At 63.7% G+C, this 20,545-nt stretch carries 15 protein-coding genes and 2 pseudogenes; 7 read left to right on the top strand and 10 right to left on the bottom strand.

Going from position 1 to position 20,545, the window contains the following annotated elements:
* Nucleotides 1-98: 98 nt before the first annotated feature.
* Together BJ6T_RS10980 and BJ6T_RS10975 are read right to left on the bottom strand one after the other, a co-directional pair.
* The gene (locus BJ6T_RS10980) at nucleotides 99-779 is read right to left on the bottom strand and encodes a TetR/AcrR family transcriptional regulator (RefSeq protein ID WP_028161058.1); all 681 of its coding nucleotides are present in this window, start codon (nucleotides 777-779) and stop codon (nucleotides 99-101) included.
* Nucleotides 780-1,104: 325 nt separating this feature from the next.
* Nucleotides 1,105-1,269 (bottom strand): Flp family type IVb pilin, encoded by a 165-nt coding sequence (locus BJ6T_RS10975; protein WP_014492421.1) that lies wholly within the window; start codon nucleotides 1,267-1,269, stop codon nucleotides 1,105-1,107.
* 415 nt (nucleotides 1,270-1,684) lie between these two features.
* On the opposite strand from BJ6T_RS10975, the gene BJ6T_RS10970 reads away from it, so the two are divergent.
* From BJ6T_RS10970 to BJ6T_RS10960, 3 genes are all read left to right on the top strand, one after another.
* On the top strand, nucleotides 1,685-3,172 hold the full coding sequence (locus tag BJ6T_RS10970) for a hypothetical protein (protein WP_014492420.1): 1,488 nt from the start codon (nucleotides 1,685-1,687) through the stop codon (nucleotides 3,170-3,172).
* A 396-nt stretch (nucleotides 3,173-3,568) separates the two neighbouring features.
* A complete protein-coding gene (locus BJ6T_RS10965; RefSeq protein WP_014492419.1) occupies nucleotides 3,569-4,210 on the top strand; it encodes a glutathione S-transferase C-terminal domain-containing protein in 642 nt (213 codons plus the stop codon).
* A 354-nt stretch (nucleotides 4,211-4,564) separates the two neighbouring features.
* Nucleotides 4,565-6,142 (top strand): winged helix-turn-helix domain-containing protein, encoded by a 1,578-nt coding sequence (locus tag BJ6T_RS10960; RefSeq protein ID WP_014492418.1) that lies wholly within the window; start codon nucleotides 4,565-4,567, stop codon nucleotides 6,140-6,142.
* 142 nt (nucleotides 6,143-6,284) lie between these two features.
* Here the strand turns inward: BJ6T_RS10960 and BJ6T_RS10955 are convergent, their stop codons facing one another.
* Nucleotides 6,285-7,343 carry an alpha/beta fold hydrolase gene (locus tag BJ6T_RS10955; RefSeq protein WP_197538873.1) on the bottom strand — a complete coding sequence of 353 codons (1,059 nt, stop codon included), beginning with the start codon at nucleotides 7,341-7,343 and terminating at the stop codon, nucleotides 6,285-6,287.
* Between BJ6T_RS10955 and BJ6T_RS49860 the strand changes: the two are divergent.
* From BJ6T_RS49860 to BJ6T_RS10945, 3 genes and pseudogenes are all read left to right on the top strand, one after another.
* Nucleotides 7,306-7,551: pseudogene (locus BJ6T_RS49860) on the top strand (hypothetical protein); the annotation flags it as partial. The gene BJ6T_RS10955 and the pseudogene BJ6T_RS49860 sit on opposite strands and share 38 nt — an antisense overlap.
* Nucleotides 7,500-8,024, top strand: a complete 525-nt coding sequence (locus BJ6T_RS10950) for a TetR family transcriptional regulator C-terminal domain-containing protein (RefSeq protein WP_441005344.1) — start codon at nucleotides 7,500-7,502, stop codon at nucleotides 8,022-8,024. The pseudogene BJ6T_RS49860 and the gene BJ6T_RS10950, both read left to right, overlap by 52 nt.
* Nucleotides 8,025-8,111: 87 nt before the next feature.
* Complete coding sequence (locus tag BJ6T_RS10945) at nucleotides 8,112-9,032, top strand: DMT family transporter (protein WP_014492415.1); 921 nt, start codon at nucleotides 8,112-8,114, stop codon at nucleotides 9,030-9,032.
* Here BJ6T_RS10945 and BJ6T_RS10940 read toward each other — a convergent pair.
* Nucleotides 8,974-10,176: an ABC transporter substrate-binding protein gene (locus BJ6T_RS10940; RefSeq protein ID WP_014492414.1), complete on the bottom strand. Its 1,203-nt coding sequence runs from the start codon at nucleotides 10,174-10,176 to the stop codon at nucleotides 8,974-8,976. The genes BJ6T_RS10945 and BJ6T_RS10940 overlap by 59 nt on opposite strands.
* A gap of 277 nt (nucleotides 10,177-10,453) precedes the next feature.
* On the opposite strand from BJ6T_RS10940, the gene BJ6T_RS10935 reads away from it, so the two are divergent.
* Nucleotides 10,454-11,308 carry an alpha/beta fold hydrolase gene (locus BJ6T_RS10935; RefSeq protein WP_014492413.1) on the top strand — a complete coding sequence of 285 codons (855 nt, stop codon included), beginning with the start codon at nucleotides 10,454-10,456 and terminating at the stop codon, nucleotides 11,306-11,308.
* Nucleotides 11,309-11,786: 478 nt separating this feature from the next.
* Here BJ6T_RS10935 and ftsH read toward each other — a convergent pair whose 3' ends face one another.
* The 6 genes and pseudogenes from ftsH to BJ6T_RS10905 all read right to left on the bottom strand — a co-directional run bounded on the left by ftsH (nucleotide 11,787) and on the right by BJ6T_RS10905 (nucleotide 20,381).
* The gene (ftsH, locus tag BJ6T_RS10930; protein WP_008136887.1) at nucleotides 11,787-13,709 is read right to left on the bottom strand and encodes an ATP-dependent zinc metalloprotease FtsH; all 1,923 of its coding nucleotides are present in this window, start codon (nucleotides 13,707-13,709) and stop codon (nucleotides 11,787-11,789) included.
* A 259-nt stretch (nucleotides 13,710-13,968) separates the two neighbouring features.
* Nucleotides 13,969-15,050, bottom strand: a pseudogene (gene tilS, locus BJ6T_RS10925) (tRNA lysidine(34) synthetase TilS).
* An 80-nt stretch (nucleotides 15,051-15,130) separates the two neighbouring features.
* Entirely contained in the window at nucleotides 15,131-16,159 is a 1,029-nt protein-coding gene (gene ybgF / locus BJ6T_RS10920) for a tol-pal system protein YbgF (RefSeq protein WP_014492411.1), read from the bottom strand.
* Between the two features lie 184 nt (nucleotides 16,160-16,343).
* A complete protein-coding gene (pal, locus tag BJ6T_RS10915) occupies nucleotides 16,344-16,832 on the bottom strand; it encodes a peptidoglycan-associated lipoprotein Pal (RefSeq protein ID WP_028152222.1) in 489 nt (162 codons plus the stop codon).
* 292 nt (nucleotides 16,833-17,124) lie between these two features.
* Complete coding sequence (locus BJ6T_RS10910; RefSeq protein WP_014492409.1) at nucleotides 17,125-17,850, bottom strand: N-acyl amino acid synthase FeeM domain-containing protein; 726 nt, start codon at nucleotides 17,848-17,850, stop codon at nucleotides 17,125-17,127.
* A 197-nt stretch (nucleotides 17,851-18,047) separates the two neighbouring features.
* Nucleotides 18,048-20,381 carry a putative bifunctional diguanylate cyclase/phosphodiesterase gene (locus tag BJ6T_RS10905; RefSeq protein WP_014492408.1) on the bottom strand — a complete coding sequence of 778 codons (2,334 nt, stop codon included), beginning with the start codon at nucleotides 20,379-20,381 and terminating at the stop codon, nucleotides 18,048-18,050.
* Nucleotides 20,382-20,545: the final 164 nt, after the last annotated feature.

Here is a 20,545-nt window from a genome sequence, read left to right as displayed (position 1 = left end):
CCGGCGTTGCCGGCGAAGGTGCTTGGGTTTTGTGAAAAGGCGCGCGCGGGCAACGACCTGAGCGGAATCAGGTCTCGGCCACGGTCGCGCCCGGCTTTTTAAGCTCCGACCAGCGCCTTCGCCGCCGGCAGCAGCGTCTGCTGCACCACCAGACCGCGGGCACGGGCGTCCATCACGCCGACGGCGCGCAGGGCCAGCAGCGTCACGGTCTGCACCGCATCGCGCATCCTGGCGGGATCGTCGAGATTGTCGGGCGCGAGCGGCCCGACCAGAGCCTCATGCAGCGCCCCTAGCAGCGCGGTGGCGGCGAGCGCGGTATCCTGCGCCGGCAAATGGCCGGCACGCACGGCGGCGTCGATCCGCGCGGCGATCTCGCCGGCGATCTCGCGGCGGCTGGCCAGGCGGGACGCGCTGACATCGACGTCAACCGGCTCGGCCAGGATGCCCCAGGCCAGCCTGCGCTGCGACAGCGTGTGGACCGCCACGGTGGTGACGGCCGCCGCCAGCGCCGAGGATGGGCCGGGCGCGGCATCGGCCGCCCGGCGGATCGCCGCGAGCTCGTCGCGCGACACCTCGGCAATCAATTCGGAGATCAGCTCGGACTTGGACGGGAAGTAGCGGTAGACCGTTCCGGCCGCGACACTGGCCCGGACCGCAACCGGTGCGATCTGCACCGCAGCCATCCCGCCTTCCGCCGCAGCTTCCCGCGCTGCAGCGAGGATCGCACTGCGCCTGGCCGCAAGGCGCTTCACCACTTGATGCGTTCGCCGGTAAACCATGGCGCGCTTCCTGTCCCACACGCCAGCCGCACGCCCCGCGCGGCCGAACGCGTCGTCCCTGCAATAGATGCAAATCGTCCCGCAAGGACTGAACAACTATTCAAAGTGAATGACAAGATGCAAATGCGTCTAGCGTCACGCGGGACGGACGGGAGCGCCATGCCTGGGATGCGAAGGTCGCCATGCCCGGGCTTTGTCCCGTCTGCGCGGCCGAAGCCGCTTCGGCGCGGCGAACGCCCGGCCATGACAGCTGTGGCCACTCCACCCCACAAAGAAAAGAGCCCCGTCCGGGACGGGGCTCTCGAAACTCTCAGATCGTCCGGTCTTACTTGAGGCTGGACGAGATCGAGCCGAACTTGGTGTTCAGCGAGCTGCCGAGGTTGTTGACGACGGTGATGATCGCCAGCGCGATGCCGGCAGCGATCAGGCCGTATTCAATGGCGGTGGCGCCGGATTCGTCCTTCACGAAACGCGAAACGAGGTTCTTCATAGACTGCTCCCAAAGAGTACACGAGGCTGACAAATGGTCTGGTCTTTTCGGCTTCCCAGCGCCGCCCGACCATGGAACCGAACCTAGAGGCAAAGAATTGCGCCGCAGTTAATTCGACTGCGGAAACACGAAGCGGATTGCACGTATTCGACGATGGTAAAGGGGAATTGAAAACAATCTGTTAAATCGCAGCTATCCGCGGCAACGCCGCGGGGCGCGATTTACCCGAAGTTATGACCGCGTATGGTCCAATGCCGCCCGCTCGGCCTGAAGCGCGATGAGATCGTGTATCGCGCTTCAGGTCATTGCTTGAGCATGATCTTCCCGGAAAACCGCTACACACTTTGCGCTAACGCGGCCCTTCGGGTCCGGATCATGCTCCGGCCGACAAGAACAAGCAGGACGACGAGGCGGCATGTCCCTTTCCTTTGCCAACAGCATTGCGATGCAGAGCCGCGCGCGAGCACTGCTGCCGCTCTGCGTCGGTGCCGGCACCTATCTGTTCTTCCTCTTCGTCGGCGACACGCTGCTTCAGGACTCCGACTCGTTCTGGCAGATCAAGATCGGGCAATGGATCCTCGATCACGGCGCCCTGCCCTACACCGACTTCTATTCATTCACGCGCCCTGGGGAATCCTGGATCTCGACGTCGTGGCTGTCGCAGGTGCTGTTCGCCTTGTCCTACGCGCAATGGGGCTGGGCAGGTCCGGTCATCCTCACCGCGATCGGGATGGCGCTCACGGCCGCGGTCTTCGTCTATCTGCTCGATGCGCAGATCGAGGCGCCGCGTGCGGTACTGTTCGCGATGCTGGCGCTGCTGCTGTCGATCCATCACGTGCTGGCGCGTCCGCATATTCTGGCGCTGCCCGTCATGGTGGCGTGGGTCGGCCTGCTGATGGCGGCTGCCGACCGCAGAAGCGCGCCGTCCTGGTATTGGCTGCCGCTGATGGCACTCTGGGCGAATTTGCATGGCGGCTTCGTGCTGGGCCTCGCGCTGATCGGTCCGATCTCGCTCGAAGCGGTCGAGCATGCCGAGAAGGGAGCGCGGCTGAAGCTGTTCATGCGCTGGGTGCTGTTCGGCATCGGCGCGCTGATCGCCGCCTGCTGCACGCCTTACGGCTGGCGGACGCTGATGGGCGCGACCAACATCCTCAGCCTCGGCGAATTGCTGTCACTGATCTTCGAATGGATGCCGGCGAACTTTGCCACCTTCACCGGGTTCGAAGGCGCACTGCTCGGCCTGATCGCGCTCGGCTATTATCGCGGCCTCGTGCTGTCGGCGCCGCGGATCTTCCTGATCCTGTTCCTGACCTGGAGCGCGCTGACCCATGTCAGGAACATCGAGGCCTTCGCCTTCCTGGTGCCGCTGGTGCTGGCAAAGCCGCTCGGCGAGATGTTCCCGCGCCCGCTGGCGGACACTGTCGGCGCAGACCGCTGGCCGGCCCGCTATGTCACCGCGCTCGGCGCGCTGATGATCGTGGCCGCGAGCTGGACCTCGACCTCGCTCTACATGGGACACCATCGCTTCACGTTCACGATGACGCAGACGCCGGTTGCGGCGGTCGACCTGCTCGAAAAACTCAGAGTGCAGCGCATCTTCAACGCCTATCAGTTCGGCGGTTATCTGATCTCGCGCGACGTGCCCGTTTACGTCGACGGCCGCGCCGAGCTCTATGGCGAAAAGTTCGTCATGGACTTCTTCAAGGCGACGGAAGGCAAGAAGCCGGAGCTGCTGCCGCGCCTGCTCGACCAGTACAAGATCGACGCGACGCTCCTGGTCGCCGATGCGCCGGGCCCGCAGATCCTCGACCAGCTCAAGGGCTGGAAGCGGATCTATGCGGACGACATCGCCGTCATTCATGTGCGGGAGAATGCGGACGACGCGGCGCTGCCGTCAAAGTGAGGACGTAGCTTCAGGCGTGTCCTCTCAGATGCGACGTTCGCTTGAAGATGTGAAGCGGACCTAGGCGCGCACTCCGGCCATTTCGCCGTTTGCCCCGTCGCGGACATTGCCCGCGCCTTGGCCGAAATCATGTCGGAGCTTGAGACTCCCCAGCAACACGATGTTGCTTCGGGCTTCGTCCTCAGTGAGACTCTCGGCTCGTCGTCGGGAACAGTCATGTTGATCGTTTGACGAAGCCGCCGAGCCGCCTCTCCGCGGACCAACAAGCCGCTGCTAGTTCCCCGGTCACTTCCGCTTGAGACAACGGGACGTGACGATTCGGTCCTAACCATGTCGCCTATCTTGCTAGGCGACATTCTAGCTTCCTATCGACCGACGAGTACGGAGACTCCCGTGATGATCCTCTATTACCATCCCGGCGGCTGTAGCTTGGCTGATCACATCGTGCTGATCGAGACAGGCCTTCCATACAGACTCGTTAAAGTCGAACGGGGCAAGCGGACCGAGGATGGGCGTGACTTCATGACGATCAATCCAAAGGGTTTCATTCCCGCGCTGGAACTCGACGACGGGAGTGTCCTTACCGAAAATCTCGCCATTCTTGTCTATATCGCCCACCAAGCAGGGGCCCTGCTTCCCAGCGACGGTCTCGACCGTTGGCGCGCGCTTGAAGCCACTTCCTTCATGACCACCGAATTCCATGGCAATTTCAGGCCGTTTTCCCACGTTGACGCGACCCACGCGGAAAGGGACAAGGCACGAAAGTTGCTGGTCAAGCATTTCGCTACGATCGCCGGCCAGCTTGGCGATAGGCCGTTTCTGGTGGGCGATCGAATGACGATCGCAGATCCATATCTTGTCGTGATGCTGATGTGGGCTGAGAAGAACGAGATCGAGGTGCCGAAGCGGCTCAACGACTATCTCGCGCACATGAAGACGATTCCTTCGGTCGCCAAGGCGCTCACCGATGAAGGGCTCGTCCGAGGCCCGGCGGTATCCAAATCTGCGCGGCGGTTCGGAGCCGAACCGCTGGGCTGACGAGCGTTCTTTGGACGATTTCTAGATTGGTTTAACCTTCTGCTTCTTGCCGATCGCTTCAGTTTGCGCGGTGCAGCGACATGTCTGAAGCTGGGCGCAGATTGGAAGTAGCTGGCCAACTGCAAGAATGGCGCGATTGACCCATACCGGAAGTCGGCCTGCGGGGTCGGGCGTTCATTCGGCCGCTCGGATGAGGGGTGTCTTCCTGAGGCAGTTTTTTCGCCGACACGGGAGATTGGCGGACAGGCTTGACCTGCAGCTTACATTTTCCTCACCAGCGGATTATTCTTGCGATTTTTAGCGGAACCAAAGCGATACCCGGTATCGGGGCCCTCGTTCAACGGGATTGGCATCTTGCGCTATCTCTTCGAGGACTACGCATTCGACACGGACCGGCGCGAGCTGTATCGCGGGGCGCTTGTCGTATCAGTGACGCCACAGGTCTTTGACCTGCTCGACTACCTGATCCGCAACCGCGAGCGCGTCGTCAGCAAAGACGAACTCATCACCGCCATCTGGAATGGGCGCAGCGTGTCGGATGCAGCGCTGACGACCCGACTCAACGCCGCCCGCAACGCAATTGGTGATACGGGCGAAAAGCAGCGTCTAATCAAAACACTGGCGCGCAAAGGCGTTCGCTTCGTTGGCGTGGTGCAAGAGCAGAGGCCCGTAGTTGCGCAGGTTGGCTCGCTGACGCGGAATGACGACACGGCGCAAAGGGTGTTTTCACCGCCTCGTCTTTCCATCGTCGTATTGCCTTTCGTCAACCTCAGCTGTGATCCCGAGCAAGACTACTTCGTCGATGGTGTGACCGAGAGCCTGACCACGGACCTGTCGCGCATCAGTGGCGCGTTCATAATTGCGCGCAACACCGCATTCACGTTTAAGGGCAAGGCCGTGGACGTAGTGAAGCTGGGACGCGAGCTGAACGTCCGCTATGTGCTTGAAGGCTCGGTGCAGCGTGGCAGCAGCCGTCTCCGGGTGAATGTGCAGCTAGTCGACACTGAAACGGGCAATCAGCTGTGGGCCGAGCGCTTTGAGAAGCCCATCGGCGATCTCTTTGACATGCAGGACGAAATCGTATCGAGGCTCGCCAACGCCCTCGATGCCGAACTCCTTGCTGTGGAAGCGCGCCGCGCGGAGCGCTCACCCAATCCCGACGCGACTGACTTTTGTTTCCAAGGCGCCGTTTGGCTCAACATGGGTCGAACACCCGAAAATATGACACGAGCGTGCGGCTTCTATGAACAGGCCTTGGCACTCGAACCGACAAATGTTGAGGCGCTGGTCGGCAGAGCATGGGCTAATTTCGTAATTGGTGCCAACTTGGTGTCCGACGATCGGGTAGAGCGTCTCGCCGCAGCCGAGGCAACCCTCGCGAAGGCGCTATCCTTGGCACCGAACCATCCCCTGGCTCACAACACCATGGGCCTCGTGAAAATTTTTACGAACCGCGCGGCTCAAGGCATTGCAGAATGCCAGCGGGCGTTGGCGCTTGATCGGAATTTGGCCCGCTCGCACGCGGGCATTGGGGTTGCGAAGTTTTTTCTCGGTCGGGGCGGGGAAACAGAAGCCCATATGGAGCACGCGCTCCGTCTCTCTCCTCGCGATACACTTGTCTATGTCTGGAGTATGTTTGTTGGCCTCGCCAAATTTTGGCAGGGGGCCGACGCCGAAGCTCTTGTTTGGCTACGGAGGAGCCTTGAGGCCAACCGAAATTATCCCGCTGCGCATTTCAATCTCGCGGCTGCGTTGGCGCTCGTCGGTGAGTTGGATGAAGCACGGGCCACAGCGCAGGCGGGCCTTGCGCTCAATCCGAGTTTCACTATCCGCCGGTACCGCACGAACACCCCAAGCAACCATCCGATGTATCTAGCGGGATGCGAGCGCGTCTATGAGGGCCTGCGGTTGGCCGGGGTGCGCGAGGGCTGAGTGGTCAGCTTATGGCCCATCAGCGAAGTGGCGACACCTTTCATTGAGGTCCGCTTGGTGGGTAGAGCGGACTGACTTTGCTCACTCTGAGTTCTTCGCTTTCCAAAGCGGACATACCCATCGGGACGATGGGAGACAGAAATCACGCCGTTGCTGCCAGATCGTTGGCAACGACCGCCAATATTTCGCCGGCGTGTGAACTCGCGATAAAGTGCCCGCCATCGGCTACTTCGTGCCATACCGCTCCAGGCATCCGCTCACCCAGCGGTTTGTTGACTGCGTAAGGCACAAACGTATCGGCGCTGCCTTGCCACAGATGAACCGGCCTATGGATCGCCGTGACGTCGAATGGCCACTGTTGGTAGAGCATCTGCGCATCGGTCACGAGACCGTCAACGCCTTGCCGGAAACACTCGCGTCCGGACTCCACGATCGCACTCAACACATCGTCATCAGCAAGCGCCGCGAGGTCGGCGGGGCAGCTCGCCTTCAGCAATGCCTTCTTGTACTGCTCCGGAAACCGCGTCGCAGCGAGATCGATCAGGTCATACATGAGCTGGAAACCCGGCCGGAAATGCAATGCAAGGAACCCGCCCATGGCGTCGGTCGAGGACAGATCCTTCGCTGCCCAATTCGTACCGAATGCGCCGTAGGATCCGGGAGCGATGCTGGTCACGTGTATCAGCTTCGCGGGATCGAGGTACGCCGCTGCCGCGAGCGCCCAAGGACCACCCTCAGACCAGCCCGTGACCGCAAACCGATCGGTCTCAAAAGCGTTGGCAATCGCTTCCAGGTCTGCGGCCCAGCCTGCGAAGTTGCGACCGTGTTGAGGATCTGATTTGCCTTGGCCTGGACGGTCCACGCACACAAATCTCAAACCAAGTTTGAGCGCGTGAGACGCAAAAACCTTGGCTTCCAGCCGGCTCGATGGTCCGCCATGATTGTGAAGTACGAGCGGTCCGTTCGGGTCGCCGACCTGAAGGTAGGCTAGTGATCGACCGCCGATCAGGACCGCACCTTCGCCAAGGCACGCAGCGTTGCTTGAATGTCTCAAATATATGCCCTCCGTCGTGCCTCGATTCCTCGTCGATCTCGCGGAGCCTTGTCTCAGCCAACCATCTGTTTTTGGAATTTCTTGATCGTAGGCTGCAACAACGGCCGCCATGGTCACACGGCTGTCGAATGTCTGCAACTGGCCCATCAGTCGCCGGCTTTCGTCCCGAAGCGGGCACTTGCGATTTAAGGACCGATTGGTCTATATATCGATCATGAGCCGCCACCCCCCAGCGCAGTCGCCCCGTGGCCGTCCCCGAAGCTTCGATTTGGACGCCGCGGTCGAACGCGCGATGGGGGTGTTCTGGTCGCGCGGCTATCACGCCACGGCACTGCCGGACCTGCTTCGGGCCACAAAACTCTCGCGTGGCAGCCTTTATGCCGCGTTCGGCGACAAGCACTCGCTCTTCCTGCGCGCGCTCGATCGCTACATTGCCGATGCCATGACACGGATGGATGTCGAGCTCGCCCCCGCAGGGAGCCGGTCGACGCCCTGCGGGCCTATCTTGCCGGCTATGTCGATCGCACCAGCGGCGCCAATGGCCGGCGCGGCTGCCTGCTGGTGGCCACGGCCATGGAGCTGGCCGGCCAGGATGCCGAAGTCGGTCGTCGCATCGCGGGCTTCTTCAGGGCCATGGAGGCCCGGGTGGCCGATGCCCTGTTCCGTGCGAAGCTGGCGGGCAAGCTGGCCGACGGTGTCGATCCCGCGAGTGCCGCCAAAATTCTCGTCTGTTTCGTCGAGGGCCTGCGCGTGGTCGGCAAGACGGCGCCGGCGCGAGCCACTTCGCAAGCCACCGCGGACGCTCTGCTCGATCGGTTCGTCAGGTAGCAACCCAATCAGGTCAACTAACCCCGGACGTCTTACGCACTTGGCGCGTCAATATCTGGACTGAGCGGTCTTGAAAGGAAGGATGCCATGTCTGCCATCCAGATCGTCTGCGCGGTAGCCGTTCCCCTGCTCTGGGGTTATCAGTTCGTGGCCATCAAGGTGGGCGTTGCGGAGTTTCCGCCGCTGTTCTTCCTCGCGCTGCGCTTCCTGGCCATCGCGCTGCTGCTCGTTCCGTTCGTCAAGAGGCCCACGCGCGCGCAGTTCGGCCCCGTCGCAGCCATTTCGATTTTCCTGGGCGGTCTGAACTTCGGGCTGTTCTACGTCGGTCTTGGGCTCGGCTCGGGCAGCATGTCGGCCGTCGCGTATCAACTCGCCACGCCCTTCACCGTCCTGCTGGCCTGGCCGTTGCTCGCCGAGCGGCCGTCTCTCACCACGTCCGCCGGCGTGCTGCTCGCATTCGCCGGCGTTGTCGTGCTGGCAGCGGAGCCTGGCCTGTCGGCCAACGGGTTTTCGCTGCTGCTTGTGGTCGGGGCGGCTTTCGCATTCGCGGTGTCCAACGTCCTGACGAAGCGCTATGGCCCTTTCGATCCCCTGATGCTGATGGGGTGGTCGTCGCTGTTCACGGTGCCGCAGGTCATGTTGATGTCGCTGCTGCTCGAATACGGACAGCTGGCGAGCCTCGTCACGGCGGATGGACGCGGCTGGCTGGCGCTCGCCTACACGATTTTCATCGGCGGAATTGTCGGGTTCGGCCTTTGGTTCTGGCTGATCGGGCGCTGCTCCATGGGCCGCGTCGCGCCGTTCGGCCTGTTGCTTCCGGTGTTCGCCTTGGCGTCGAGCGTGCTGTTCCTTGGCGAGCGCATGACCCCGAAGTTGATCGCCGGCGGGCTGCTCGCGATATCAGGCGTGGCGATGACACAGGTCAGGCCAGGCGCGCGGACCAATGCCGTCAATTCCCCGTCTGCAACTCGCCAAAGCGCTCCCAGCTCTTGCCGTCGAAACGCATGAACTGCATCTGGTCGACCGGCACATGGTCGGTCGGGCTGGTGTTCACCTTGATCCCGGGGAGCAGCATCGGCAATTCGAGATCGCGGATCGCATAGGCCTGTTTCAAGATGTTTTCGGTCGAGAGATCATCGCCGCAGGCCTTCAGCACCGCCTCCAGCGCCATCGCGCTGTTGTAGGAATTGACGTAGTTGGTGTCGTGCTGGTCGGCCTCGGGCACATATCTGGTCATGAACTCGCGCCAGCCCTTCACGCCGGGATCGTCCTTCCAGGCGGGATCGTCGGGGTCCTTCACATAGGCGGTCGAGAGAATGCCGGTGCCGGCCTCGAGGCCCGCCGGCTCCATCACGGTCGAGACCCACACGGCGACGTTGGAGAGGAAGGTCATCGGCCGCCAGCCGATCTCGAAGGACTTCCGGATCGCCTGCGCGGCGAATTTCGGTGTTGCCGCGATCACGAACACGTCCGCGCCCGACGCTTTCAATTTCACGATCTGGGAATCGATGGTTGGGTCCTGGATCTCGTAGGTCGCCCCAGTCACGACGCTATCGTATTTCTCGCCGAGCACGTCCTTGAGGCCTGCGAGATAATCGCGGCCGTAGTCGTCGTTCTGCGAGATCACGGCGAATTTCGCGTTCGGGTTCTTCGCCAGCGCGTAGCGCGCATAGAGCCGCGCCTCGTAGCGGAACGGCGCCTGCACGCCCATCGTCGCCTGCGGATATTGCGCGATGTCGGCGAATTTCGACGCGCCGGAGCCGATGAAGAGCTGCGGCACGTTCTTGGACTGGAGATATTTTGCGATTGCGGTGTTGTGGGCGGTGCCGATCGAGGAGAAGATCAGCGCGACCTCGTCGCTCTCGACCAGCCGGCGGGTCTGCTCGACCGATTTCGGCGGCGCGTAGCTGTCGTCGAGCGAGATCAGATTGACCTTGCGACCGTTGATGCCGCCCTTCTCGTTCAGCATCTTGAAATAGCCGACCTCGCCCTTGCCGAGCGCGCCGAAGGCCGACACCGGCCCGCTATAGGGCATGGTCTGGCCTATCTTGATCTCGGTCGCGGTGACGCCGCGCATCTCGGCGGCAGAAGCAGCAGGCTGGAACAGGATTGAAACGGCGCCAAGCGCGCCCAATGCCGTCGCAAGACGCATTGGCTCCCCTCCCCTTTATCGGTGCGGTCGCGCCGCACCTTTATTTGAAAGGAGCATGCCATGACATTACGGCGAATTCCAATCATTATCGGGCGGCTATCGTAGGGTGGGCAAAGCGCAAGCGTGCCTACCATCTGTCGCGACTGCCGAAGGATGGTGGGCACGGCGCAAGGGCGCCTTTGCCCACCCTACGATCGCTACATCTGTAACGCCTTAGAAGCTGACGCATCCGTGTTGCCGTGCGGTAATGCCTGATGCTTGAACAGGAATACGCACCATGATGTTTCGTAATCTTTTCACCGCGCTTCTCGTCACGGTCGCGATCACCGCGGCACATGCGGCGCCGCAATGGCTGAACCTGCCGCCGACGCCGACACTGCCCAGGGCGACGCAGAGCGGCTTCGCGCCCGTCAACGGCATCAAGGTCTGGTACGCAACGTTCGGCCGCGGCGAGCCCGTCCTGTTGCTGCATGGCGGCCTCGCCAACGCCAACTATTGGGGCCACCAGGTCCGCGCGCTGCAACGGCACTATCAGGTCATCGTCATGGACAGCCGCGGGCATGGGCGCAGCAGCCGCAACCAGGAGCCGTATGGCTACGATCTGATGGCCTCGGACGTGGTCGCCCTGCTCGATCACCTCAAGATCAGGAAAGCTGCGATCGTCGGCTGGAGCGACGGCGCAATCATCGGCCTCGACATCGCGATGAAGCATCCGGAGCGCGTGAGCAAGCTGTTCGCCTTCGCGGCGAACTCGGATCCGTCAGGCGTTGCGGACATTGCGTCGAACGACGTCTTCAACGCCTACATCGCGAGAGCCGGCGAGGAGTACAAGCGCCTGTCGCCGACCCCGACCGAGTACAAGAGCTTCGTCGCCGAGATCACCAAAATGTGGGAGAGCCAGCCGAAATGGACGGCGTCGGATCTCGCGACGATCAAGGTCCCGACCTGGATCGTGGACGGCGACCACGACGAGGCGATCAAGCGCGAGAACACCGAGTTCATGGCGGCAAACATTCCGGGCGCCGGCCTGCTGATCCAGCCGGAGGTCAGTCACTTCTCGTTCCTGCAGGATCCCGAGCAGTTCAGCGACGACGTGCTGCATTTTCTGGAGCGGAAGGACGCCGCGAAGTGAGATATCGTAGGGTGGGCAAAGCGACAGCGTGCCCACCAGTTTTGTCGTGACTGTCGAGAGATGGTGGGCACGGCGCTTTGCGCCTTTGCCTACCCTACGAGACCGGAGCCTCGTTGCGAGCACGGCGCCTCCACGTCGTCATTGCGAGCGCAGCGAAGCAATCCAGACTGCCGCAGCGGAAAGATTCTGGATTGCTTCGCTGCGCTCGCAATGACGGAGTCCGTGGCGACGACACGCGCCTCTCTCTCGTGTCCCGGACGCGCTGCAGCGTGCAACGCTGCTGCGCTGAGCCGGGACCCAGAAGGCCAAACGGTAAGATGCGGAGACATGGGCCCCGGTTCTGCAACGCACCGCCGAAGGGGCGCTGCGCTGCGTCCGGGGCGCGAGACCGGAGCTTGAAGCGCAACTGCATCAACATCGGCCAACAAAAAACGCGGCGTTTCCGCCGCGTTTTTCAATTTGATCTACCGCTTCTCGATTACGCCTGCGGCTGCGGCTCCAGGCCGGGATCTGGATCGGGCCGCGGGCGCGACTTGCCGGCCGGGGGCACGGCGGAAGCGCGGGGCGTGGTCGGTTCGAGCACGGACTCGCGGTTCGGCTTCTTGCCCTTGAGCAGGTCGACGATCTCGTCGCCGGACAGCGTCTCGAACTCGAGCAGGCCCTTGGCGAGGGCTTCGAGGTCGGCACGCTTCTCGGTGAGAATGCGGGTCGCTTCGTTATAGCCTTCTTCCACGAAGCGCCGGATCTCGGTGTCGATCTTCTGGACCGTGGCTTCCGACGCATTCTGGGTGCGCGACACCGACATGCCCAGGAACACCTCGTCCTGGTTCTCGCCATAGGACACGGTGCCAAGCGCCTCCGAGAGGCCCCAGCGCGTCACCATCATGCGGGCCAGACGCGTGGCCTGCTCGATGTCGGAGGATGCACCCGAGGTCACCTTCTCGCGGCCGAAGATCAGCTCCTCGGCGACGCGGCCACCCATCATGATGGCAAGGCGCGAGGTCATCTGCTCCAGCGACATCGACAGCTTGTCGCGCTCGGGCAGCTGCATCACCATGCCCAGCGCACGGCCGCGCGGAATGATGGTCGCCTTGTGGATCGGATCGGTCGCGACGACGTTGAGGCCGACGATGGCGTGGCCGCCCTCGTGATAGGCCGTCAGCAGCTTCTCTTCCTCGGTCATGACGAGCGACTTGCGCTCGGCGCCCATCATCACCTTGTCCTTGGCCTCCTCGAACTCGGCCTGCGTCACCATCCGCTTGTTGCGGCGGGCGGCGGTCAGGGCGGCTTCGTTGACGAGGTTCATCAGGTCGGCGCCGGAGAAGCCCGGGGTGCCGCGCGCGATGGTCTTGAGGTTGATATCCGGCGCCAGCGGCACCTTGCGGACGTGAACCTTGAGGATCTGCTCGCGGCCGACGACGTCGGGATTGGGCACCACGACCTGACGGTCGAAGCGACCGGGACGCAGCAGCGCGGGATCGAGCACGTCGGGACGGTTGGTCGCCGCGATCAGGATCACGCCCTCGTTGGCCTCGAAGCCGTCCATCTCGACCAGCAACTGGTTCAGCGTCTGCTCGCGCTCGTCATTGCCGCCGCCGAGACCGGCGCCACGGTGACGGCCGACGGCGTCGATTTCGTCGATGAAGATGATGCAGGGCGCGTTCTTCTTGGCCTGCTCGAACATGTCGCGGACGCGGGACGCACCGACGCCGACGAACATTTCGACGAAGTCGGAACCCGAGATGGTGAAGAACGGCACGTTGGCTTCGCCTGCGACCGCACGCGCGATCAGGGTCTTGCCGGTGCCGGGAGGGCCGACCAGCAGCACGCCGCGCGGAATGCGTCCGCCGAGGCGCTGGAACTTGCCGGGGTCGCGGAGGAATTCGACGATCTCCTGCAGGTCCTGCTTGGCTTCATCGACGCCGGCGACGTCCTCGAAGGTGACGCGGCCATGGGCCTCCGTCAGCATCTTGGCGCGCGACTTGCCGAAGCCCATCGCCTTGCCGGCGCCGCCCTGCATCTGCCGCGACAGGAAGATCCACACGCCGATCAGCGCAATGAAGGGCAGCCAGGAGACCAGCAGCGAGACGAACCACGGCACGTTGTCGCCGGGCGGCTTCGCGGTGATCTGGACCTTGCTGTCATAGAGGCGCTTCACCAGCGTCGGATCGTTCGGCGCATAGGTCTGGAAGCTCGAGCCGTTGGTGAAGGTGCCGTGGATGTCCGGGCCCTGGATCACGACGTCGCGCACATTGCCGCGGTCAACTTCGCTCAGGAGCTGGGAGAAGGCGATGTCCTGCGAGGAGGCGCGCTGACCCGGATTCTGGAAGAGCGTGAACAACGCCAACAGCAGCAAGACAATGATGACCCAGAGGGCGAAATTGCGCAGATTGGCGTTCATCGATCTTCCTTCGTGGTCGCGCGGATCGCGGCCTGATCCTTGGGCGGTAGCAGTTACTTTGTCAGTGCGAGGAAATCCCCAAGGAATCCTCTTGGTTAGACGGATACAATTTAGGTGCCGCCCCGGTCGCTGCCAAGGGAACGAGATGGGACTATTTATCCCATCTTAGAGCGATTCCCGCTGAAATAATGGCGATCTGCCCGGGGTTTTTCCTGCCTGGTTAAGGTGTCCTGACGGGGCGCGGCGGAAACGGCCGGTGTCATGATCCGCCCTGATCCGCCCTCGTCCGTCCCTTGGACCGCCGGGCCGGCGCCGGTGCGATGTGGATACGCCCCCGGCAAGGCTGATCAAGGCTCCCGCAAGGGTTTGCTTCAGGACAGGCCGGCCATTTCCGGCTGCGCGGGGGCTTGCGGCTATGGCCTGATCGAGCGCCGCCAGAAGGGTCTCGACCTTCCCGAGTTCCGCCGGCCCCTCATGGCCAAGGGCATTGACGGCCCGCAGCAGGAGCCGCAGCCGGACCTCCTCCGGCAGATTGGCAAATGCCGAGACCTCGAAGCTGCGAACGCCCGCCTGCGGCGCATCGCCGCGCGTCCGAAGCTGAAGGAAGCGTTCGGCGCCATCGACCAGCACGTCGACCGCCGCATTGGCGCGCGCCAGCCTGCCTGCGAGCCGCGCCAGGCTCCTGCTGTCGCCGCCCTCGGCCGCGAGCTGCGGCAGCAGCGCGCGCAGCCGCGGCCGGGTGAAGGCGGTGTCGCGATTGGTGGGATCATCGGCAAAGCCGATCTTCGCCCGCCTCAAGGTCGCGATCAGCTGCGACTTCGGGATATCGAGCAGCGGCCGCACCAGCACGACGCCGTCGCGTTCCGTGAGGCGCGCCATCGCCGACAGCCCGGCAAGCCCGCTGCCGCGCAGAAGGCGCATCAGCACGGTCTCGGCCTGGTCGTCGCGGGTGTGGGCGGTCAGCACATGGCTCGCGCCGACGCTGCGCGCGGCCCGCGCAAGCAGGCGGTAACGGGCTTCACGTGCAGCGGCGGGCAGTCCCGTGTCCGGCTTCGCGCCGCGCCAGCGCAAGGTCCGGTGTACCAGCCCGAGTTCAGCCGCCAGCCGCTTGACCTCGCGCGCCTCGCGCGCCGCCTCCGGGCGCAGGCCGTGATCGACGGTGACGACGGTCAGTTGCGGACCGCGTGCCAGGCCGCGCTTCCAGCGCGCGGCGAGCCACATCAGCGCGACCGAGTCGGGTCCGCCGGAGACCGCGAGCACCAGCGCGGGCGCGCCTCTCAGCTCGGCGAAGAGCTGCTTCGCCGCGCGCGCCGAGATCGGTGAGTTGTCGTCGTCCGACATGACGCTGCCCAGGCAATCACCAGACTATTTAGCTATTTAGTGCAGCGCCATCCGCATTGTCAGGGCGCAAATACTGCGCGTCAGCACTTCACCCGCTTCTGCTCGCGATCGACGGCGGATTTGACGCCGGCGGAGGCGCGCGGATATTTGCGGCCGACCTCGCCGAAGGCGGCGCAGGCGGCTTCCTTCTCCTTCAGCGCGGCCAGCGACTGGCCGAGCCGCAGCAGGGCATCCGGCGCCTTGGCGGATTTGTCGTATTTGGTGGTGACGGCGAGGAAGGCTTCCGCGGAGTCGCGATATTGCTGGCGCTGGTAATAGCTTTCGCCGAGCCAGTATTGCGCGTCGCCGAGCAGCGGATCGCTCGGATATTTCTGCGCAAAATTCTTCATGGTCTGCTCGGCGAGCGCATAGTCCTTGCGCTGCATGTAGCCGATGCCGAGGTCGAACTCGTCGCGCGGCGTTGCCGAGGGCGGCAGGGTGGTCAGGCCGGCGCCTCCCGATGGCGCGGGATAACCCGATTGTGCCGGCGGATAGCCGGGCTGGGCTGCCGGTGGCACGCCTTGCTGGTAGCGCGGGCTGGTGTTGGCGAGATCGAGCGGCTCGCCGGGAGCGCGCCCGCCGGGCGCGCCTGCCGGCATCGGCTGCTGCCCGCCACCAAGCGCGCGTGGCGCGCCGGGCGCATTCGGGTTCTGGTTCGGATCGAAGGAGTCACCGCGGCGGCGCACGCCGGGCGCACCGGGCGCCGGCTGCTCCTGAACGATCGGCGCGGGAGCGGCGATCTGCGGCTGCTCGTAATTCGGCTGGGCCTGTTGCTGCTGGCGGTAGGCCGGCGCGGACTGCGCAGGCGGTACGGCCGCGACAGAGGGCTGGACCGGCGCCTGTCCGGGCGCGGCCTGCGCGCCGCCCTCGAGCGCCCGCAGCCGCTCTTCGAGCTGGCGGTTGCGGTATTGCAGCTCCTCGTTCTGGCCGGTGAGCTGGCGCAGCTGGTTCTCCAGCCGTTCGATCCGCATCTCGGGGTCATCGTCCGACTGCGCCAGTGCGGGCGAGCACAAAGAGAACAGCGCGGCGATCGCCACGGTGCCGGTAAAGACCTTGGATCTGGATGACATCTTGCCCTGACGACGAAAACGAAATCTGCGACGGAACCTGCGACGCGCCACACATTGAAAGGCAGTACGCCAAAAATGTGACTGGCACCACGGGGTTTCGGTCACAGATGGCTGAAACAAAGCCGGCGCCCGAGAGGGCGCCGGCATAATCGGTTCCTGAAGATGAACGGCGCCTGACTGATCGTCAGGAGCTCGCGTTCAGCACAGTGACGGCACGACGGTTCTGCGACCAGCAGGAAATATCGTTACAGACGGCGACCGGCCGCTCCTTGCCGTAGGAGATCGTGCGCATGCGGTTCGGATCGATGCCGCGCGAGGCGAGGAACGAACGCACCGACTGGGCGCGGCGGGCGCCGAGCGCGATGTTGTATTCGCGGGTGCCGCGCTCGTCCGCATGCCCCTCGATGGTGAAGCTGTACTGCCGATAGTTCTGGAGCCACTGCGCCTGCTTCTCCAGGGTCACGATCGCCTGCGGCGTCAGATCGGTCTGGTCGCTCTCGAAGAACACGCGGTCGCCCACGTTAACGACGAAATCCTGCTGGCTGCCAGGCGTCGCAGCATTGGCCATCGCATCCGTCGCTGCGTTCTTGTTCGCGCATGCGCCCATCGACAGCGCGATCGCAACCACCGCAGCCAGCTTCAATCCCTGGAGGATACGCATAGGGTATTTCATTCCGGAGCCTCCACGCTCACGTTCGTCCACTGCTGTCCGGTCTACAGGGGGTTGGTTAAGCGAACGTTCCGTCAACCTTGATGGAACCTTGCTTCAGCCGGTCAAATGCCCCCAAACCGCGAAAAGCAACCGTCATGGTTAATGGGTTCTAAATGTGGCGCGAGGGTGAAGGCAAGCTGCAGCACCCGGCAAAAGTGCAGGTTTTTGCTGGAATTTTGGGCTCGAACGATGATGGGGGCGAACGGAGCCCCGGCCGAACGGCGCGGCGGCTCGAGGCGGTGACGGCCGGCAATCAGACGTGAACGGCTTCCGGCACCAGTGACGACCGCTGCGGGATCTCGCGCTGCCCGCCGCGCCCGAACAGCATCCGCCGCTCGAAGGCGGTGGAGCGCATGATCGGATAACGCTCGAACACCTTCTTCCGGAAGGTCGGGAAATCCGCCGCCATTAGTCCGAACGGCTTGGTGAGACCCGGAACCAGGCGGGGCTCGGCGATCGTCTCGTGCAGGAACACCCGACGGTAGAAGGCCTGATGCTCGGGACGCACGATGGCGAGGCCGAGATCGGCATTGAAGTGCTCGCACGCCATGTAGGCGAGCCGGGTCGTCAGATAGGGCAATTCCGGAACCCGCTTCACCTGGTCGGGGTCGGCGACAAAGCGGGTCGGGTCGATCATGACCTCGCCGCGATCGAGCCGCGGCAGCAGGATGTCGGGGAAGACGTCGGCCGAGGTGGACTCGCGCCATTCGGAGGTCAGCACGCTGATGCGCACGGAGCTGCAGAGCTGGCCGCGAAGATAGACGCCGAAGGTCCACGCGTTCGGCAGCTCGTCGTAGCGGTCGGTGACCCGGGCTTCCGCGGATTCCCTGACGGCACCCTCGCGCAGATAGGCGCGGTAGCGGAGGTTGTAGATTTGCTCCTTCTCCGCGTCGGTCTCCGCGAGATGATAGTCGACGTCGGTCAGAAGCTCCGCCCCCCGTCCAACAGCCGAAATGACAGATCTGGCTGAGGACTGCATTCGAACTCCTTACCCACCACCCACAACGAAAACGCGAGCCCGGGGCATTTGCCGCTGAACAACTTGCGCGCGCGTGACGATTTATTAACACCTCCTTAACGACGATGCAAAGCAATCGACGCGATAGGGTTAACCTCCGTAGCACTACGGTAGGTTCAGCAACGGCCTGAAGCGACGTGCAATTTCTGGATGTGGACTCAGGCGAAGGAGCGTGAGCCTACGACCTGGAGCAGGCTCTCGCCGCGCCGCCCATGCGAGGCGTTGAGGAGCTGGCGCATCCGCACGGCGGGCACCGGACGGCTGAACAGATAGCCTTGCGCCTCGGAGACGGTGCCGTCGGCGCTGATCAGCTCGAGCTGCTCGTTGGTCTCGATGCCCTCGACCACGACCGCCATGCCGAGGTCGGCCGACAGCCGCGCCACGCCACGCAGCAGCGTCAGCGGCCGGTCGGTGTCGATGCCCTCGAGGAAGGAGCGGTCGATCTTCACCTTCTGCATCGGGAAATTGTGCAGATAGCTGAGGCTGGAATAGCCGGTGCCGAAATCGTCGAGCGAGATGCGCACGCCGAGCGCATGCAGTTGCGACAGCGTGTCGTGGGTGAGCTGGGTGTTACGAAGCAGCGAAGACTCCGTGATCTCGATCTCCAGCCGGTGGGCCGGCAGCCCCGAGACCTCGAGCGCGTAGCGGATTTCGCTGAGCACGTCGCGCTGGTGGAATTGCTGCGGCGAGAAGTTGACGGCGACGCTGACGCCGTCGGGCCACTTCATGCATTCCATGCAGGCGCGGCGCAGGATCCAGCGGCCGAGATCGACGATCAGCCCCATGTCCTCGGCGACCGGGATGATGTCGACCGGCGAGACCGTGCCGCGCACCGGATGATTCCAGCGCAGCAGCGCCTCGCAGGTGGTGATCTTGCCGGACTTCAGATTGACCAGCGGCTGGTAGAACAGCTCGAACTCCTCGTTGGCCAGCGCCTTGCGCAGGTCGAGCTCGAGGATGCGGCGGGCCTCGACGGTGGCCGCCATCTCGTCGCGGAAGAAGCAGAAGGTGCCGCGGCCGTCGGCCTTGGCGCGGTAGAGCGCCATGTCGGCGTTCTTGAGCAGCGTGTCGGCCCTGACGTCGCCGTCCGGCGATGTCAGCGCGATGCCGACGCTGGCGCCGATCTCGACCAGATGATTGTCGATGCGGTAGCGCTCGCTCAGGCGTTCGACGATGCGGCGGGCGAGGCTCGCGGCATCCTCGGCCGAGCTGATGTTCTGTTGGAACACGACGAACTCGTCGCCGCCGAAGCGGGCGACGAAATCCTCAGGGCGCAGCATCTCGCGCAGGCGGTTGGCGACCGCGCACAGGAGCTGGTCGCCGCAGGGATGGCCGAGCGTGTCGTTGACCTGCTTGAACTGGTCGAGATCGACGAACAGCAGCGCCGAGAGGCGCTCGGCGTCGTGCGAGATCGCCAGCAATCGCTCGATCTCGTCGCGGAACGAGACCCGGTTGGGCAGCGCCGTGAGCTCGTCATAGCGGGCGAGATGGGTGATACGGGCTTCCGCGTTGGTACGCTCGGTGATGTCTTCCAGCAGCAGCACCGTGCCGCCGCCGGTCATCGGCTGGAACGTCCAGGCGAGTGCGCGGCCGCGCGCGGCATCCGGATCGGCGGTGACGATCTCGCAGATCCGCGCATGCTCGATCTCGGCCAGGATCTGCTTGCCGCTCTCCGCCGAGATTGAGCCGGCGGCGATACAGGCCGATACGATGTCGGCGGCGGTGGCGCCACGCTTGACCAGATCCTCGGGCAACGCCATCAGCTCGCCGAAGCGATGGTTCATCACCGCAAGGCGGCCGTCGGCGCGAAACATGCACAGGCCATGCGGCATGTTGTTGAGCGCGGTGTCGAACTGGCTTGCCAGCGCGGACTCACGAAAGCTCGAGGTCAGCGCCTTGACGAAGATCGCATGCAGGCTGAGATTGATGTTCTTCAGCCCGACGAAGAAGAACACGAGCAGGACGGCGAGCCCGATGTGGTAGAAGCCGCCATGCAGCAGCAGCGCGAGCGACATCGGTGCGCAGGCGAGCGCGACGTGCCACTGGATCACCCGGGGCTGGCCGTAATTGCGGGCCGCGCCGCCCGCGGTGTAGCCGATGCCGATGGCGACACAGAGCATGTCGGCAATCGGATCGTCATTGTTGTAGATGACGACGAAGGACCACAGGCCGAGCACCGCCGCATAGCTGAGCGCGCCGAGCCAGTAGCGCGGCTCCAGGTGCTTGGCTTCCTCGAACGACAGGGGGTGCGTACGGTTTTCGTATCCGCGCATCTGGAACGCGCGCGCGGTGCCGATCGCGATCAGCAGAAATGCGAGCGGCCACAGCCAGACATCGCCTGTCTTCAGCGCAGTCATGACCGCGGCCACGGCCGCGGAGGCCGAGCCCAGGAAGATCGCCCAGAAATTCTGAACCATAGAGTTGATGAGAGCGGCGTAGAGTATCGGCTCCAGCTCGTCTCGATCGCTCTGCTTCTGGTCGGCCAGCTGCATCGGCTTGTTACGCGTCCTGTTTGGCGCGTACTTTTACCCAGACCTGATGAAGCCTTTCTGAGGGAACATCGTTAAAGTCGAGTTGTTTTTCGGCAATAGCGAACATGTTTCCGCTGAAACATCAAGCAACTAGGCAAGCGTTGCCGGGCACAAGGTGAAGGAAA

The organism is Bradyrhizobium japonicum USDA 6 (assembly GCF_000284375.1).
GTDB classification, from domain to species: Bacteria; Pseudomonadota; Alphaproteobacteria; order Rhizobiales; family Xanthobacteraceae; genus Bradyrhizobium; species Bradyrhizobium japonicum.
Note: the sequence above shows the minus strand (reverse complement) of the source record. Positions and strands in the feature narration are given on the sequence as shown.